General features: G+C 29.9%; 15 protein-coding genes and 1 pseudogene. 14 read left to right on the top strand and 2 right to left on the bottom strand.

Features of this window, described 5'->3' with window-relative positions; genetic code table 11:
* Positions 1-107: 107 nt before the first annotated feature.
* The 8 genes from SY27_RS00915 to SY27_RS00880 all read left to right on the top strand — a co-directional run bounded on the left by SY27_RS00915 (position 108) and on the right by SY27_RS00880 (position 8,784).
* Complete coding sequence (locus tag SY27_RS00915; protein ID WP_045966573.1) at positions 108-2,315, top strand: DNA cytosine methyltransferase; 2,208 nt, start codon at positions 108-110, stop codon at positions 2,313-2,315.
* The gene (locus SY27_RS00910) at positions 2,312-3,490 is read left to right on the top strand and encodes an MvaI/BcnI restriction endonuclease family protein (protein WP_045966572.1); all 1,179 of its coding nucleotides are present in this window, start codon (positions 2,312-2,314) and stop codon (positions 3,488-3,490) included. The genes SY27_RS00915 and SY27_RS00910 overlap by 4 nt, the downstream gene beginning before the upstream one ends.
* A gap of 388 nt (positions 3,491-3,878) precedes the next feature.
* A complete protein-coding gene (locus tag SY27_RS00905; RefSeq protein ID WP_045966570.1) occupies positions 3,879-4,481 on the top strand; it encodes a hypothetical protein in 603 nt (200 codons plus the stop codon).
* Positions 4,482-5,031: 550 nt separating this feature from the next.
* Entirely contained in the window at positions 5,032-6,027 is a 996-nt protein-coding gene (locus tag SY27_RS00900) for a hypothetical protein (protein WP_045966568.1), read from the top strand.
* A gap of 158 nt (positions 6,028-6,185) precedes the next feature.
* Entirely contained in the window at positions 6,186-6,872 is a 687-nt protein-coding gene (locus SY27_RS18050) for a BRCT domain-containing protein (protein ID WP_052705049.1), read from the top strand.
* Positions 6,873-6,876: 4 nt separating this feature from the next.
* Positions 6,877-7,323 (top strand): hypothetical protein, encoded by a 447-nt coding sequence (locus tag SY27_RS00890; protein WP_045966566.1) that lies wholly within the window; start codon positions 6,877-6,879, stop codon positions 7,321-7,323.
* A 67-nt stretch (positions 7,324-7,390) separates the two neighbouring features.
* Complete coding sequence (locus SY27_RS00885; protein WP_045966564.1) at positions 7,391-7,804, top strand: hypothetical protein; 414 nt, start codon at positions 7,391-7,393, stop codon at positions 7,802-7,804.
* Positions 7,805-8,139: 335 nt separating this feature from the next.
* Positions 8,140-8,784: an alpha/beta hydrolase gene (locus SY27_RS00880; protein ID WP_045967426.1), complete on the top strand. Its 645-nt coding sequence runs from the start codon at positions 8,140-8,142 to the stop codon at positions 8,782-8,784.
* A 102-nt stretch (positions 8,785-8,886) separates the two neighbouring features.
* Here SY27_RS00880 and SY27_RS00875 read toward each other — a convergent pair whose 3' ends face one another.
* Positions 8,887-9,456, bottom strand: coding sequence for a fasciclin domain-containing protein (locus SY27_RS00875; protein ID WP_045966562.1), 570 nt, complete (start codon positions 9,454-9,456; stop codon positions 8,887-8,889).
* Between the two features lie 143 nt (positions 9,457-9,599).
* On the opposite strand from SY27_RS00875, the gene tpx reads away from it, so the two are divergent.
* The 6 genes and pseudogenes from tpx (at position 9,600) to ribB (ending at position 16,776) form a co-directional block, all read left to right on the top strand.
* Positions 9,600-10,097: a thiol peroxidase gene (tpx, locus tag SY27_RS00870; RefSeq protein WP_045966560.1), complete on the top strand. Its 498-nt coding sequence runs from the start codon at positions 9,600-9,602 to the stop codon at positions 10,095-10,097.
* Between the two features lie 6 nt (positions 10,098-10,103).
* Positions 10,104-10,478, top strand: a complete 375-nt coding sequence (locus SY27_RS00865; RefSeq protein ID WP_045966558.1) for a diacylglycerol kinase family protein — start codon at positions 10,104-10,106, stop codon at positions 10,476-10,478.
* 32 nt (positions 10,479-10,510) lie between these two features.
* On the top strand, positions 10,511-12,982 hold the full coding sequence (locus tag SY27_RS00860) for a DNA translocase FtsK (protein WP_045966556.1): 2,472 nt from the start codon (positions 10,511-10,513) through the stop codon (positions 12,980-12,982).
* A 4-nt stretch (positions 12,983-12,986) separates the two neighbouring features.
* Positions 12,987-13,631 (top strand): outer membrane lipoprotein carrier protein LolA, encoded by a 645-nt coding sequence (locus tag SY27_RS00855; protein ID WP_235270873.1) that lies wholly within the window; start codon positions 12,987-12,989, stop codon positions 13,629-13,631.
* Positions 13,632-13,638: 7 nt separating this feature from the next.
* Positions 13,639-15,069 (top strand): annotated as a pseudogene (locus tag SY27_RS00850) (LptF/LptG family permease); the annotation flags it as partial.
* A 573-nt stretch (positions 15,070-15,642) separates the two neighbouring features.
* Complete coding sequence (gene ribB / locus SY27_RS00845) at positions 15,643-16,776, top strand: 3,4-dihydroxy-2-butanone-4-phosphate synthase (RefSeq protein WP_152640668.1); 1,134 nt, start codon at positions 15,643-15,645, stop codon at positions 16,774-16,776.
* Positions 16,777-16,778: 2 nt separating this feature from the next.
* Here the strand turns inward: ribB and SY27_RS00840 are convergent, their stop codons facing one another.
* Positions 16,779-17,531: a sulfite exporter TauE/SafE family protein gene (locus SY27_RS00840; protein ID WP_045966550.1), complete on the bottom strand. Its 753-nt coding sequence runs from the start codon at positions 17,529-17,531 to the stop codon at positions 16,779-16,781.
* Positions 17,532-17,572 lie beyond the last annotated feature (41 nt).

The raw sequence follows: 17,572 nt of genomic DNA, 5'->3' as shown, positions 1-17,572 counted from the left end.
CAAAGAGCTATTTTTTGCTAATGCTCGACAAAAAGACGGGATAGTTTGATTGAAAATTAAATTATTGTCCGTAATTTTGTCCGTGTACGTAAAAAACGTCTGTAAATATGGCAACAATTAATTTTTATCTCGACAAACCAGACAAAAAAGGGCTTGCTCCTATTCATCTACGAATTAATTGTAACGGAAGTCAAATCAAATTGGCTACTGGACAGAAAATTGCAACGGAACAATTTGACAAGAAAAATCAAAAAGCTTTAAACTATTCTGCAGAAACGGCTGAAATAAATCACTATCTAAACTTTTTAAAAGAACGTGCAGACGAGCTTTTGCACCACTCTAGTAAAAAAACATTTTCACAGGAAGAAATCAAAGAAAAACTAACTCAACACATTGAAGGATACAAAAAGAATCATTCTGTCAATATTGTAAAAGAGCAAGTTTCGCTTTACGGGAAACCTTTCACTTTTGTGGATTTATTTGCTGGAGCTGGTGGGTTTAGTGAAGGGTTTCTACAAGCAGAATTAAATAATAAATTTTTCGATTTTATTGCTGCAAGCGACATAAACGAAAATTGCGAGTTGACTCACATTGTTCGTTATAATCACCAACTTGGATTAAATGCTGAATTTTTACGGCAGGATATTACTGAACCTGATTTTCTTGACAACTTTCTTCAAAAAATAGGAGACAAAAAAATAGATGTTGTCTGTGGTGGACCTCCTTGTCAAAGTTTTAGTCTTGCTGGAAAGCGAAAGAAATTTGATAAAAAAGATGACTTATTCTCACATTACCTTGAAGTAATCAAGATTTTACAGCCTAAGTACTTTGTAATGGAGAATGTAAAAGGCATTCTTACAAAAGAGCAAGGGAAAATTAAAGACTTAATTATCCAAGAAATTAATTCCATTGTTGACACAAACGAAGTTCCCGTTTTAGTTTCTTTCATAAGGAAAATGAAATCTGACAAAAACAGTTTTCTTCTTGAATGTATCGTAAAGCGAGTTGAAATTGAAAAGCTAAGAGATGCGGAAATTGAAACTGGTCGAGAAGAATTTATACGTTTCGTTGATTCTCGATTTAAACAACTTACTCCGAAAATAGTAGACTATAAAACAAGTAGAACCGATTCCAGAATAAATACGATTAGACACGGATTTAATATTTTGGCTCGAACAAAGGAATGGGAAAAACTAAAACGTAATATCATCAAAGAAAAGGATTACTGTAACGTTGACGGTGATGCCTTTGTTGAACAATTCACTTCATTTTTAACACACATAAGTTCCGAAAGTATCATTGCACAAATAGAATATGCGTTCAATGAATTGAAAATATCTGCGACCTATAAAAAAGATTGTAAGGACATAATCACAGCACTGAAAATTTATACGGCATCATTTGATGAAACTGTCGAAACTCTCTTAAGCATTTCATCTACTAAGGAACGAGAAGGATTGAAAAATATTTTAGAAAGCATTAGGCTTTACAAAATTGAAAAACCATTTGTAGCAAACGCTTCTAATTATGGCGTTCCTCAAAATCGTGAACGAGTACTTTTTATTGGTTGTAGAAAAGACCAAAAATTCATTTCAGAGATTCCATCTACTGTTAAACCAGAAGAAAAAGTAACCGTGTTTGAAGCTTTATATGATTTAGATTTTATTGGGAACAACCAAGAAGCTCATCATTACGAACTGGTAGACATTTCAAAACAGTTTAATGGTACGGCAAAAAAAATGATAAGCCTTCTCAAGAAAAGAACTATTGATGGTAAAGAAAATACTAAAACTGGAAAATCATTTGCCGAATGGTCAAAAGAAGGTCGTCTAATTGAAAGATACAAGCCTCAAACTAAGCCAATTTATGTTCGAAATTTTGAAGGACTTCAAAAAGGAGAAAAGTATTTCGACATTCTCAATAATCACAAAACAAGTAATCAAAATGATGATGTAGTTAAACGACTGAAAATCATCTTGGAAAATGGAGACTACAAAAAAGCTCAATGTAAATTAGAAGAATGTGGATTAAGCTCCAATAAAAGAAATTACAATGTATTAAAGCCAGATGAACAAAGTTCCACTATAATGACCATTCCAGATGACTATGTCCATTACAATTCACCAAGAGCATTAACGGTTCGTGAAATGGCTCGATTACAATCGTTTGATGATTCGTTTGTTTTCCAAGGTAAACGTTCAACAGGCGGGAATAATCGAAAAACAGAAGTTCCTCAATATACTTTGGTTGGGAATGCAGTTCCGCCATTATTGGCAAGAGCAGTAGCAACAGAGATACTAAAAAATATTAAATGAGAGTATTAACACCAACAGAACAGTCCAAAATAAAGCTACTGACAAAAAATCAAGTTTCTTTGGCACTTATCGAGCCAACAGAAACAGGCTTGAAAAAATCGATAATGGATGCCACAGGTTCTGTTCGGAGTTTTTTGAAGGAAAATAACATTCACGATTATGACATTCAAGGACAAGGTCCTGAAAACAAAGTACAGATTGACACGAAAATTTATGAAGATTTCCGAATCATAAACTCAACAGCTTCGCTATACAGACCACAAACTAAGAAAGGCGACCCAAGAATCTGGTTTTCTGGACTTACAAAAATTGCTAATCCGAATGATATTGTTGCTTTAATCTTCTATTCTGGGGCGTTCCACATTTTCAATTTAACTCAATTGAATGTTGAATCTTTATTGAATTCCAACCTTATAAATCCTTTAAAGGAACTCGTTTCAGAGATTAATGGTAAAGCCAACGAAATTGCATTTGAACTGCTGACAATGTTGAGAAAGGTTGCTAATTCAGGGCTTATTCCATCAATGGTTGCAGCTGATACTTCTGTTGGAAGAACTTTAGAAACTATATTAGGAATTGACATCAATTCTTCCAAACAACCCGACTACAAAGGAATAGAGCTCAAATCATTTAGAAGCAGTAGAACAAACAGAAAAAACCTATTTGCACAAGTACCTGACTGGTCATTAAGTAAATTCAAAAGTTCAGCAGAAATTTTAGATGCTTTTGGCTATTACAGAGAAGATGATTTTAAACTCTATTGTACAGTATCAGCAATTACCCGAAACTCGCAAGGACTATCATTAAAGCTTGACTCTGATATAAAACAACTCATTGAGAATTCAAATAAACCCGAAATAGGCGATTTTGTAGTTTGGACTTTAGATACACTTCACAGCCGTTTAAAAGAAAAACACAGGGAAACATTCTGGGTTGAAGCAGATAGCACCTACATAGATGGACGGGAATATTTTCAGTATTCATTTGTGGAACACACCAAAAAGCCAATTACTTCTCAATTCGACATTCTTGTTGACCAAGGAATAATAACGCTTGACCATTTGATAAAAAGAAACTCTAAAGGAAAAGTAGTAGAAAAAGGACCGCTATTTAAAATTAAACCAAAAGGACTTGACTTGCTATTTCCTCCTAGTGAAAAATATAACTTGATTTAGTATGCCAACGTTAAAAGCCATACACATTTTGCAATTACTCACAGTTTTACGATTGGTTCTTGGTGTTCGTGAACTGCGTTTCGCACCAGCCAATGTTCAAACCAAAAATTGCAAAAGAGTATGTCTTTACCAATACTAACTAGTTTGCGGAAAAAAGCCAGCAAGTAACAACGTATATAAAAAAAGCGGCTTTGGTGCTTAAACGAAAGATAAATAATAAAATAAAGGTCAATAATTCGAAAATTTAATGCTTAAAAATTCGCTACTTTTCATACAATAACCGTTGGGCGTTATATTATCGTAGAAATTTGTAAAAAACATTATGAAGTATAATTTGGGTATATTTTTTTATTTTTTGTCAATCGTTTTATTTGGACAAAATAAGTCTATGGATTATAATAAAAACCAAAGTGACTTTGAATTTATTGCAAATGAAGATTTAAAAACAGAGTTTAACGAAAATGAAAATTCTAAAAGTAAAATTCAAATAATTGCTAAAATAACAAATGATTCTATAATTTCTATATATTTAAAAAACAACACTAAAGATACTCTAACTTTAAGCAAACAAGATTGGCATCTATACTTAATCCAAGAAGCAAAAAATAAAAATGGAAAATGGAAACCGATTGAATATTGGAGTTATTCTTGGTGTGGAAATAGTTATTTATCTGAAAAAATTACAAGCCAAAAAATAATTAAAACTGAAACTGAAAAGTATAATGGAACTTTTGAAACTGAAATAAGATTCAAATTTTTAATTGACAACAAAATATATTATTCAAATCAATTAAAATGTAAAATTGATATAACTCAATTTGATATTCCTGAAGAACTTACAAAACATTCAACCTACAATAATGTTTTAAGAGCTTCTAATAAAGAACTTGCAGAAAAAGTAATGTTCTTAGAACCGAACTCAATGAAAGAATTTTCAGAAAAACATGAAATTTGGTTGAAAAAGATTACTGAAAAAAATAAAGGAAAATAAAAAACTACCCACAACAACCGTATCTATTGCGCAACATCTCTTTACGACTAATTTTTTAAAGTAATTTACAAAAACAACATAGCTTAAAAAACGTTTTTATATTCAAATTTTTAAACGGAGAGAATCGGAGTAAAACTTCTCGATACGCTACGCACTGAAGGGACGTAGATTGTGTTGTCAGTTCGAGTGTTTTTAAAAAAATGCGAATAGCAATTTCATAAAAAATGTATCGAGAACCACAAAAAACGCCCCTTTACGGAAAACCGTAAAACAAATAAAACAAAACATCTTATTTTTACCAAAACAAAGCAAACAAAACACATTGTAAAAAGAAAAATCGCAAACCATTTAGCCTTTAGTACGTATAAATACGTATAAAAAAGCATGAAAAATACGTATTTATACGTATTGCAAGACTAAAAAGAATAGTTTAGGTTTGTAAGGATAAAAATATAGTTTATTACATATACCTAACCAATATAAGTTGGCTTTGTATGATTTTCATACATATAAATAAGTTCGCATGCATTAATGAGGCCACACAAACACTATGACAAATAAAGAAAAAGAGATTCTTCAACAACTAAGAAAAGATGTCCGAAGCAAATCACAGAAGTGCTATAATACTTCTTGTAAAAACTTAGCAATTCGTTCGCATATTCAACAAGTAGAAGGTGCAATAAGGAAAATAGCAAGTGTAGATAGAAAAATAGTACAGGTTGAAGATTCAGATTATTTCACGTCAAGTTCATGGTATTTTAAAGAAAAAGGTATAAAACAAAAAGGAGATGTATTGACATTTTGGGGGTTCTGCAATAAATGTGATACAGAATTATTTAAAGAAATCGAATGCAACTCAATTGATTATTCTAATTACAGAAATCAAGTTTTGTTTTCATATAGAGGGTTTTTAAGTGAGCATTACAAACAAGAATATAATTTAAAATGGTATGTGAAAATACTTCAATCAAGTGAACTAACAGAAGAGTGTAAGAAAAGATTCAATAATAAATATATTCAATATCAATTAATTGTTAAGTCTGGTAAATTTACAAAAAGTCTTTTGGAGAGCGATTTAAAAAGAGAATCAAAGAATTTCCAATTTATTAACTTTCAGTTACCACGAATTGATATTTGTACTTCAACAGTATATTCATTGCCAACTGCAATTATTTTAAATGATACGCTTTTACAAAATCTAGAAATTAGGAAAACTTTTCCTCCAATATCAAGTTCGATATTCATTAATTTAATTCCGACTAATGATGCTTTAGAAGTTATACTTGGTTGCCATGCTGATAAAAATATAGGAGGAAAACTTGACCTAGATAAAGTGAAAAATTATAATCAAAAAGCTAAAATCAAAATGATTAGTGATATTTTAATTCGACATATTGAAACTTGGTTTGTATCTAAATCCTTATATAACATTTGGAAAAGTCGTAAAATGGATCATGAAATAATAAAACAGATGGAAAAATATAAACCTGCTCATATGAAATCTAAACATGTCAAATTTAACATCTTCCATGATATAATCAATTAATAACGCATTCCAACAATAAATATACGTAATGTGAGGTGATTAATAAAATTGAATATTAAATGCTTTAATATTCAATGTAGCGATATGATAGTGAAGTGCCTCGAAATTCCGCACCACACATATTCAATCCATTAGCGCACATAATAAAAAAACTGCAAATGACAAATATAGATTTTGAAAATAAAAGTTTTTGTTTTACTGGTGGTTTAGCTGAATTAAAACGAACACAAGCTGAAAGAGAAGTAAGAGCTCGAAATGGATTCTCACAAAAAGTAATAAATAAAGAATTAGATTATTTAGTTCTTGGTTCAATTCCTTCGGTTGGCTGGAAACATGGAGATTACGGAAATAAAATTGTTAAGGCAAAAGAACTTATTGGTCGAAAGTCAAAACTAAAAATTGTATCCGAAAAGGATTTCATGGAAGGTTTAGAAAATATTGCACCAATAGATGGCGGAGAGATTGATGAAAAATTAGTAATCATTAGATATAAGGCTTTATTTGAAAACGGCAACTTGGATATAGACGGACTTGAGGAATATCTTGAATTAGTTCATGAAACTTCAAATTCTCATGTATCAGCTTCAGTCGAAGAACCTTTTATTTATCAGGATTTATATAATGAGTTTTCTGAAGAAGAAATTGATAATTTATTATTTTTTCAATGTCGTATAGTTAAACATCTTAATTTAGAAGCAAATAGTCAAGAATTTGTAGATACAATAGCAAAAGGTTTTGAATCGATTAAAGGATTAGATGGAAATTTAACTTGGTTAGAAAAAAAAGAAGGAACTGCAAGTTTTGCAAAACTTCTATTAGATATTCCTTTAAGAACAAAATTATAATAAAATGCTAGACAAAGACACTGTAGACTATCTTCAAAAAAACATTGATAAGGTTGAATCTTTAGAAAGAGATAAATCGGAAAGCTTTACAATTTGGGTTCGACATATTCTAACTATTTTAGTTGGCTTACTAACTATTCTAGTTGCTTTCAATAAAAACAAAATTGATGATTGTTTAACATTCTACTTTTTTTCAAGTATCCTTATTTCTATAGCAATAAGTGTAATTACTGGTGTTACTTTTTTATTTCATCAGATTTCAAATTTGAAGCAAACAATTGATTTTCAAAGAAAAGCTCTTAATAAAAGACTAAGCGGTGACTTTAAATCAATTTTATCAGATAATGTAAAGACAAAAAATATTTATAAAATTTGTGAATATGTATTTTATACATTTTCCTTATTAACAATTATTTTACTTGTAATTTATGGAATGTTAATTAACCAATAATTACGCATATTAACAGCCTTTTATAGCAAGGTTATAAAGAATTTGAATAACATAAAAACTGAAAAACATGAAAAAACTTTTAGCAATTTGTACCTTTTTAACCTTTTCAAATTGTAAAGAATTTGATTCGTTTAACACTCCGAAAACTGCTGAACAATTAAAATTGGAACTAAAAATACAAGAAGAAGTTTCTCCTCAAGATTATTTAAAAGCTGATGGAAATTATAAAGAAAATTTTTGGGGAGATAAATTAAAAATAAATTGTATTGTAAAAAATAATGCAACACTTGCTAGTTATAAAGATGCTGTATTAAAAATTAGATACTTTTCTAAAACTAAAACTGAAATTGCAAATAAAGAAATGATACTTTATGAAGTTTTTCCTCCGAATTCAACAAAAACAATTGAATTAAAACTTAAAAACTACAGTGATGTGAATTCAATAGGGTGGGAAATTATTAATGCAATTCCATTAGATTGAACCCAGCCCCAGCTACATAAAATCCATTTGTAGCAATTGAATACTATGGATATTTCCAAATGAAAATTCATAAAATTTTAATTAATTTTTGACACTAATTCAAAGTTGTACATAAATTTAGACAATAATTAATCATAAGGAAATTTATTTTTCCTTATGATTACATTAAATTTTAATTTGAACTTTTAAACTACTTGTCTTTTTTTCAAAATAATGTTTTAAATTCAAAACAACAAACAGACGACTGTAACTTACGAACACTTACAAAAAATATCAAATCAAAACCCAAAAAATTAAAATTTAATAATAATTTTGAAAAAAATTATAAAATCAGAATGAATCTACACTACCTCATTAGAGAACCGAAAATACAACAAGAACAAAATCCAGTATTAATTTTATTACATGGTTATGGCAGCAACGAAGAAGACTTGTTTTCTTTTGCAACCGAATTACCAGAAGAATACTATGTCATTTCCGTTCGAGCTCCTTACGACTTACAACCTTATGGACACGCTTGGTATGCCATACATTTTGATGCAGATGAAAACAAATTTTCAGATGATAACCAAGCCAAAGAATCGAGAGATTTAATAGCCAATTTCATAGACGAAATCATTGCAAAATATCCTATTGATAAAAACAAAATCACACTAATCGGTTTCAGCCAAGGAAGCATTTTAAGCTATGCCACTGCCCTATCTTATCCTGAAAAAATTGCAAGAGTAGTAGCATTAAGTGGTTATTTAAATGAAAACATTATTGCAGAAAACTTCAAAAATAAAGAATACAAACACCTACAATTTTTTATCTCACACGGAACAGTAGATCAAGTAATCCCTGTAGATTGGGCTAGAAAAGCAAAACCATTTATGGAAAACTTAGGTTTACCGGTTACTTATAATGAATATCCTGTTGGACATGGTGTTGCGCCACAAAATTTCTATGATTTTAAAAACTGGTTAGAGAAAACAAAATAATTATAACAACGACGTTGTTCCTCTCTTTCAATACAATATAAAAACAAGAAAAGCTCTACTTTTATAGTAGAGCTCTTCTAAAAACAAACTAAAACTAAACAACTATGAGCGAGGTAGAACAACAGTATCTACCACATGTATAACGCCATTTTTTTGGTTCACATCGGCAATCGTAACTTTAGAACTGTTACCATTTTCATCTGTGATATAAATATTTTTTCCTTTCATCCAAGCTGTTAGTGTTCCACCGCTAACCGTTTTGAAAGCAAACTTCCCTTTTCCTTTTTTAATAGCAGCCATAATATCTTTTGAACTCCATTTTCCTGCAGCAACATGATATTTTAAAATAGTCTGCAACATTTCTTTATTCTCTGGTTTTAGCAAAGTTTCAACCGTTCCCTTTGGTAATTTTGCAAAACCCTCATTCGTTGGAGCAAAAACAGTAAAAGGACCATCAGACATTAACACATCTACCAAATCAGCCGCTTTTACCGCTGCTACTAAAGTTGTATGATCTTTAGAATTTACAGCATTTTCTACAATGTTTTTACTTGGATACATTGGTGCTCCACCTACTTCAACTGTTTTTTCCATTTTTTGAGCATTCATTTGAGTTCCAAAAAATAAACTAAATGTTACTAAACCTATTGCTAAAATTTTATTCGTTTTCATGTTATATGAATTTAAGTTATAATTGCATTTACGAGAGAAGTTTAATTTTGGTTTTAAAAAAATAAAAAAAATTTAAAAAGACTTTCAGTAAATGACAATTCAATAAATATTTATTACTTTTGAACCTTATTAAAAAAGACATTATGGCAACAGTAACTTTAGGCGGAAACGCAATACATACAAGTGGAGAATTACCAACAGTAGGTTCAAAATCTCCAGATTTCAAATTAATTAAAAACGATTTAGGAGAAGCTTCTCTATCTGATTTTTCAGGAAGCAAACTTGTTTTAAATATTTTTCCAAGTATAGATACTGGAACATGTGCTACATCTGTAAGAGAATTTAATGCAAAAGCTAGTCAGCTAGAAAACACTAAAGTATTATGTATTTCTCGCGATTTACCATTTGCTCAAAAACGTTTTTGTGGAGCAGAAGGATTAGAAAACGTAATCAACCTGTCTGATTTTAATACTGGAAAATTTGGAAAAGACTTTGGATTAGAAATAACAGATGGTCCATTAGCAGGATTACATTCTAGAGTTGTTATTGTATTAGACGAAAATGGTGTTGTAAAATATACCGAACAAGTAAGTGAAATTGCAGACGAGCCTAATTACGAATCCGCTTTAGCTTCCTTATAATTTACTATGAACTTTGAAAAAGATAATACTTTCTTTACTGGCAGACTAAAAAGTATGGCTTTTGCCATAAAAGGAGCTTTTAAATTATTAACAACAGAACATAGCGTAATGGTACAGTCATCACTGGCTCTACTTGTAACAATAGCTGGTTTTTATTTTAATATTACAAAAGTAGAATGGCTTATTCAAACACTAGCCATTGGTCTTGTATTAAGTATTGAAGGTCTAAACACAGCTGTTGAAAAAATTGCTGACTTTATTCATCCAGATTATCATGAACGTATTGGTTTCATCAAAGATATTGCTGCTGGAGCTGTTTTATTTGCTGCTTTCACTGCAATAATAATTGGTGGAATAATATATATTCCTTATTTATTTTAAATTCTCTATTTTTGTAAAATAGTGCTCGCTAAATGGCTAAGAAAAGTAACCAAGAATCTAAAAATACAACTGCAACAAAAGAAAAAAAATCTTTTAATCTATCCAGACAACAAAAATTCAGTATTGGTGTCTTGTTGGTATTATTAGCTATTGCCCTATTATTATCTTTTGTTTCACACTTTACATCAGGAAACTACGATCAAAGTCAAGTTAATGAAGTTCTTGATAGATCTGTTGTTACCTACAATTGGCTTGGAAAATTTGGAGCCTATTTAGCCGATTTTTTTCTATACAAAGGATTTGGTGTTGCCTCTTTTCTTTTTGTTAGACTTCTTTTCCTTGCTGGAGTTTATCTAATATTAGATCTTTCGGTATCAAAATTAAAAAGAACCATCTTTTGGGATTTTTATATCATCATCATTTTATCTGTCCTTTTTGGTTTCTTCTGGGACATTCTTCCTCAGCTAGCAGGAACAATTGGTTTTGAAATGAACCTATTTATTCAAGATTATATTGGAAAAGCAGGAACATTATTAGTCCTTCTTTTTGGAATCATTATTTTTTTAATATTCAAAATAAAAATATCACCCGATACCATAAAGAATCTCTTTGAAAAACCTGTGAAAACATTTCAAGAGGAATTAGCTGATGAAAATGCTGAAAACATTTCAAAATCGAAAAATGAAAATATAACATCAGAAAATCTTACTGATAATTTTACAATTAAAGAAGATGATGATGTAATTTCTAAAATTGAATTAAAACAGCCTTCTACTTTTGAAGTTAACAAAGAATCATTAAAACCAACTATTTCTAATTCATCCGAATTAACTTTAGAAACAAAACCAACCAAAGCGCAAGATTTAAATATTGAAGTTTCAAATACTTCAATTACTGATGATTCAGAACCAGTAAGCGATTTTGTAATTGAAAAAGTGGAAGAAGAAGAAATTGTAGAAGGAAATCTTGCCGCAAAATTAGTACAAGACTTTGGAGAGTTTGATCCTACATTAGAACTTTCAAATTATCAAGTACCACCAATAGAATTATTAAAAGAATATGCCACAGGTGGAATTACCATAAACCAAAGTGAACTAGAAGAAAATAAAAACCGAATTGTAGAAACACTGAAAAACTACAGTATAGGTATTACACAAATAAAAGCAACTGTAGGACCTACAGTAACCTTATATGAAATTGTTCCAGATGCTGGAATAAGAATTTCTAAAATTAAAAATCTAGAAGACGATATTGCCTTATCACTTGCAGCACTAGGTATTCGTATTATTGCTCCTATTCCTGGAAAAGGAACTATTGGTATTGAAGTACCAAACAATAATCCGACAATGGTGTCTATGAAAAGTGTTCTTACATCGCCTAAATTTCAACAAGCAGAAATGGAATTACCTATTGCATTAGGTAAAACCATTTCAAATGAAACCTTTGTTGTTGACTTAGCAAAAATGCCTCACTTGTTAATGGCTGGAGCAACTGGACAAGGAAAATCAGTTGGATTAAATGCTATTTTAGCCTCATTGCTCTATAAAAAACACCCAGCAGAAGTTAAATTCGTATTAGTAGATCCAAAGAAGGTAGAACTAACACTGTTCAATAAAATTGAACGTCATTATTTAGCAAAACTGCCAGATACGGAAGAAGCCATTATAACCGATAATACAAAAGTTATCAATACATTAAACTCTTTATGTATTGAAATGGACAATCGCTATTCTTTATTAAAAGATGCAATGGTTCGTAATATTAAAGAGTATAATGAAAAATTTAAATTACGAAAACTAAATCCTGAAAACGGACATCGTTTTTTACCCTATATTGTACTTGTTGTTGATGAGTTTGCCGATTTAATTATGACAGCAGGAAAAGAAGTAGAAACGCCTATTGCTCGTTTAGCTCAACTTGCACGTGCAATTGGTATTCATTTGATTATTGCAACGCAACGTCCTTCTGTTAATGTAATTACAGGGATGATTAAAGCCAATTTCCCTGCTCGAATTGCCTTTAGAGTAATGTCTAAAATAGATTCAAGAACAATATTAGATGCAGGAGGAGCAGATCAATTAATAGGTCGTGGAGATTTGCTATACACAAACGGAAATGACATGGTGCGTGTACAATGTGCGTTTATAGACACTCCTGAAGTAGAAAAAGTCTGTGATTTCATTGGAGGACAAAAAGCATATCCAGACGCTTACCTTTTACCTGAATATGTTGGAGAAGAAAGTGGCACGACTCTTGATATTAACATTTCCGACAGAGATACTTTATTCAGAGAAGCGGCAGAAGTTATAGTAACAGCTCAGCAAGGAAGTGCCTCTTTAATACAAAGAAAATTAAAATTAGGTTACAATAGAGCAGGTAGAATAATTGATCAATTAGAAGCTGCTGGTATTGTTGGACCATTTGAAGGAAGTAAGGCACGTTCTGTTTTAATTCCTGATTTAGTATCATTAGAACAATTTTTAAATAATGAACAAAATAATTAATACAATGAGTAAATTTTTCAAATTAGTATGTTTTCTTTTAGTTGGTTTTTCAATCCAAGCACAAGACGCTGCTAAAGCTAAAAGTTTGTTAGATGAAGTCACTACTAAGGTAAAGACTTATGAGAATATCGTTATTGAATTTAAATATGCATTAAGCAATCCAAAAGAAAATATAAATCAAGAAAGTAAAGGAAATGTTACACTTAAAAACAATCTTTACAATTTGAACTTTATGGGTGTTACTAAAATTTTTGACGGTAAAAAAGTGTACACAATTGTACCTGAAGATGAAGAAATTTCTATTTCAAAGTATGATGAAAATGATGATAGTGCTGTTACACCTTCAAAAATGCTAACATTCTTTAATTCAGGTTATAAATATTCGTGGGATATTTTACAAAATATAAAAGGGCGTAAAATTCAATATGTAAAATTAATTCCTATTAGCTCAAAAGATCAGAGAAAAGAAATATTATTAGGAATAGATGTTCAAACAAAAAACATTTACAACCTTATTGAAACAGGCAAAAATGGAACAAGAACAACATTAACTGTTAATTCTTTTAAAACAAATCAGCCAATATCGAAAAATCATTTTACCTTTACCGAATCAAAATACCCTAATTACTATATCAATAGATTAGACTAAAAATAAGGTGAAATTATTAGACAAATACATTGTTAAATCCTTTATGATTACATTTACTTCGGTATTTGTAATCCTTTTTTTTATATTCATCCTACAAGGAATATGGTTATTTATAGCCGAACTTGCGGGTAAAGATTTGGATTTTTTTACTGTCATAAAATTTCTTTCGTTTTATGCTCCTACAATTGTTCCTTTAGTTTTACCGCTATCTGTATTATTAGCCTCTATTATGACATTTGGAAGCTTTGCTGAGAATTATGAATTTGCAGCAATGAAATCTTCAGGAATATCATTACAAAGAGCTATGAAAATGTTAACATTTGCAATCTTTGGATTAAGCATTGTTTCTTTCATATTTGCAAATAATGTAATACCTAAAGCGCAATATAAATTTCTAAATTTACGTAAAACCATTGTACAACAAAGACCTGCAATGGCAATTGCTGAAGGACAGTTTAATCCTATTGGTTCTACAATAAATATTAAAGTAGAAAAAAAATCTGGTGATAACGGAGAACTTCTTGAAGATGTAACCATGCATATTAAAAACGTAAATGCTGGTTTAGGAGCTAATACTGTTATTAAAGCCAAAAATGGAATTTTAAGAAGTGATAAGGATTCTAATTATCTTCAACTAGAGCTTCTAGATGGAAATTATTATGAAAATGTGATTCCTAAAAAATATGAAGATCAAAAGAAATATCCATTTGCAAAAAGTAGTTTTAAAAAATACATTCTTAATTTAGATTTAACGAAACTAGACAACAATAGTGCTGATGATAGTGATATTACATCAGAAAAAATGTTAACACTAAACGAATTAAATTACACTATTGATTCGCTACAAAATAATTACAACAAAGACATTGTTTCTTTCACAGATAATATTGTACAAAGAAACGATTATGTGTTCCAATTAAAAAGAGTACAAAATATTACTAAAGAAGAAAAAGTAGATGATTTACTCTCTCTTTTTACACTTGCTGAAAAATCGAGAATACTAGAAATGGCAAAAAGCAACACTTCAAGTACAGAATTTAGTATCAATAATAGTAAATCAGATTTAGAATATAAAAAGAAGAATATTAATGCTCACTGGATTGTTATTCATGAAAAATTCATCATTGCATATTCTTGTTTATTAATGTTTTTTATTGGTGCTCCATTAGGTGCTATTATTAGAAAAGGTGGAATTGGTCTACCTATTGTATTTGCAATCATCATTTTTATAGCATTTCATTTCATTAATACATTTGGAAGAAAAATTGCTCAAGAAGATTCAATAACACCTTTCTTAGGAATGTGGATGTCTTCTTTTATACTTACACCATTAGCCGTTTTTTTAACGTATAGAGCAACTAACGATATAGGTGTAATGATCAATTTTGATTGGATTACAGATCCATTTAAGAAATTATTTTCAAAGAAAAAAGAAAACCTGTTTTCTAAAGAATTAATATCTATTGATACTTTTAAAGTAGACTCTGACGATACTGAATATTCATCACTCTTAGAGAAAGAAATTCCAAGCTTAAAAAACATTGTAAAAAATGCTGAACAATTTGGCTACTCAGATGAGTATCGAATAAAAGCTTTAAAAGCTCTTGAAACAAAAGGGATTAGTCAGGAACAACTCAAATTAGAAAACAATTTATACAACAGTGAGTTTCTAAAATTAAAATTTTATAAAGAAGAATATCTTATAAAAAGTAAAAATACATTGATTTTATATATACTTACTTTTCTATTTATAATTAGTATAAAAATTTACGAAAAGAGTCCGTTAATAATTCTTGGATTAATTAGCCTTGTTTTATTTTATGTGAATTTGTTTAAATCATTTTCCTGTTTAAATGAAATATCAAGAATAACAAATAAAAAACCTTTTGTACATATTGGTCTTGAATTGATTTTTGGATTTCCTTTTTACATATTAACTTTTTTATATAATAGAAATAAACTTAAAGAAGTTATCTCTGAATTTAACTAATAATACAACCAAACTACAATAATGTCAAACAACATACAACTAAACACAATTGAGGAAGCTATAGAAGATATCCGTCAAGGAAAAATAATTATAGTAGTAGATGATGAAGATAGAGAAAATGAAGGTGATTTTTTAGCGGCTGCTGAAAAATGTACTCCTGAAATGATTAACTTCATGGCAACTCATGGTAGAGGATTAATTTGTACACCACTTACAGAAAGTCGTTGCAAAGAACTCGATTTACACTCAATGGTACGTAATAATACCGATCACATGGAAACAGCATTTACCGTTTCTGTTGATTTAAAAGGACATGGTGTTACTACGGGTATTTCTGCTGCTGATAGAGCAAAAACTGTAATTTCATTAATTAATCCAGAAACTAAATCGTACGATTTAGCAAGACCTGGACATATTTTCCCTTTAATTGCAAAGCAAGGTGGAGTTCTAAGAAGAACAGGACATACTGAAGCAGCTATTGATTTTGCAAGATTAGCGGGTTTTAAACCTGCTGGCGTTATTTGTGAAATTATGAATGAAGATGGAACTATGGCTCGCTTACCTGAACTGGTAGAAGTGGCTAAAAAGTTTGACTTAAAATTAGTTTCTATTGAAGATTTAGTTGCTTATAGAATGCAACATGATAGTCTAATTCAGAAGAAAGAAGATTTTGAAATACAAACTCGTTTTGGAACATATAGACTTCGTGCTTATCTTCAAACTACTAATAAGCAAGTGCATTTGGCTATTACAAAAGGTACTTGGAGCAATGGAGAAGCAATACTTACAAGAATTAATTCTACATTAGTAAACAATGATATTTTAGGAACATTAACAAATGATGCTGATAAGAAGCTTGATGTAATGTTCAAAAAAATTAATGAAGAAGGAAAAGGAGCGATTATTTTTATTAATCAAGAAGTAAAATCCCTAGAATTATTATCTCGTTTAACGGAATTAAAATCGTTACAGGAAAATGGTGTAATTAAAGCTCCGCAAGTGAAGATGGATAATAAAGATTTTGGTATTGGTGCACAAATATTACACGACATTGATATTTCAAAAATAAAATTATTATCAAATACACCTGATCAAACAAAACGTGTTGGAATGATTGGTTATGGATTAGAAATAACAGAATATGTTAATTTCTAGTATTAAAAAAACCACAATTTAATAGCTAAAGATGACACTGTAATTATTAAAAATAGCTTAATTACTTTGTCATCTTTTTTTACAGACCATCGACTTCCAAACCAAGCACCAGATGCATTTCCTATTGTAAGAATAAAAGCCAAAGGGTAATTAATTTTATCTTCCAGTGCAAATACAATTACAGCTCCTATAGTATATATCCATACTACAAAAACTTTCGTTACATTTGATTTTAAAAGGGATAATCCATTTAAATAAGGTAAAATAATAAGCATTAGAAATCCAATTCCTGCATTTATAAAACCACCATAGATTCCTAAAAAGAAGAAAATCCCAATGGCTATATATAATGGTTTTCCTGTTGTTTTCTCAACAATATCTGCATAATTTTTCTTTGGTCCAAAAAGAAGAGTGAGTAAAACCATAATCATAATAATAGATAAAATTCTATTAAATAATGCTCCATCAATTCCTATTGCAATTTTAGCTCCTATAAAAGAACCTAAGAAAGCTGAAATGCCTAAATATAAACTAAAAGGATATGTTGAAATGCCTTTACTCTTGAACCCTTTTACAGCAGTAAATGTTTGAATTAAAATAGCAATTCTATTTGTTCCATTAGCTAATGGAGCTGGTAAACCCAAAAAAATTAAAGCAGGAAGCGTTAATAAAGTTCCACCACCAGCAATCGTATTTAAAAAACCAGCTATAAAACCTATTGGAATTAAAAGAAGGTATTCGTATTGAAAAGCCATTATATTTTTTTAATGGTGCAAAGATATTTAAAATCATTCGC

The sequence above is a fragment of the Flavobacterium sp. 316 genome (assembly GCF_000967805.1).
GTDB classification, from domain to species: Bacteria; Bacteroidota; Bacteroidia; order Flavobacteriales; family Flavobacteriaceae; genus Flavobacterium; species Flavobacterium sediminilitoris.
This window is presented reverse-complemented; position numbering and strand designations above follow the sequence as displayed.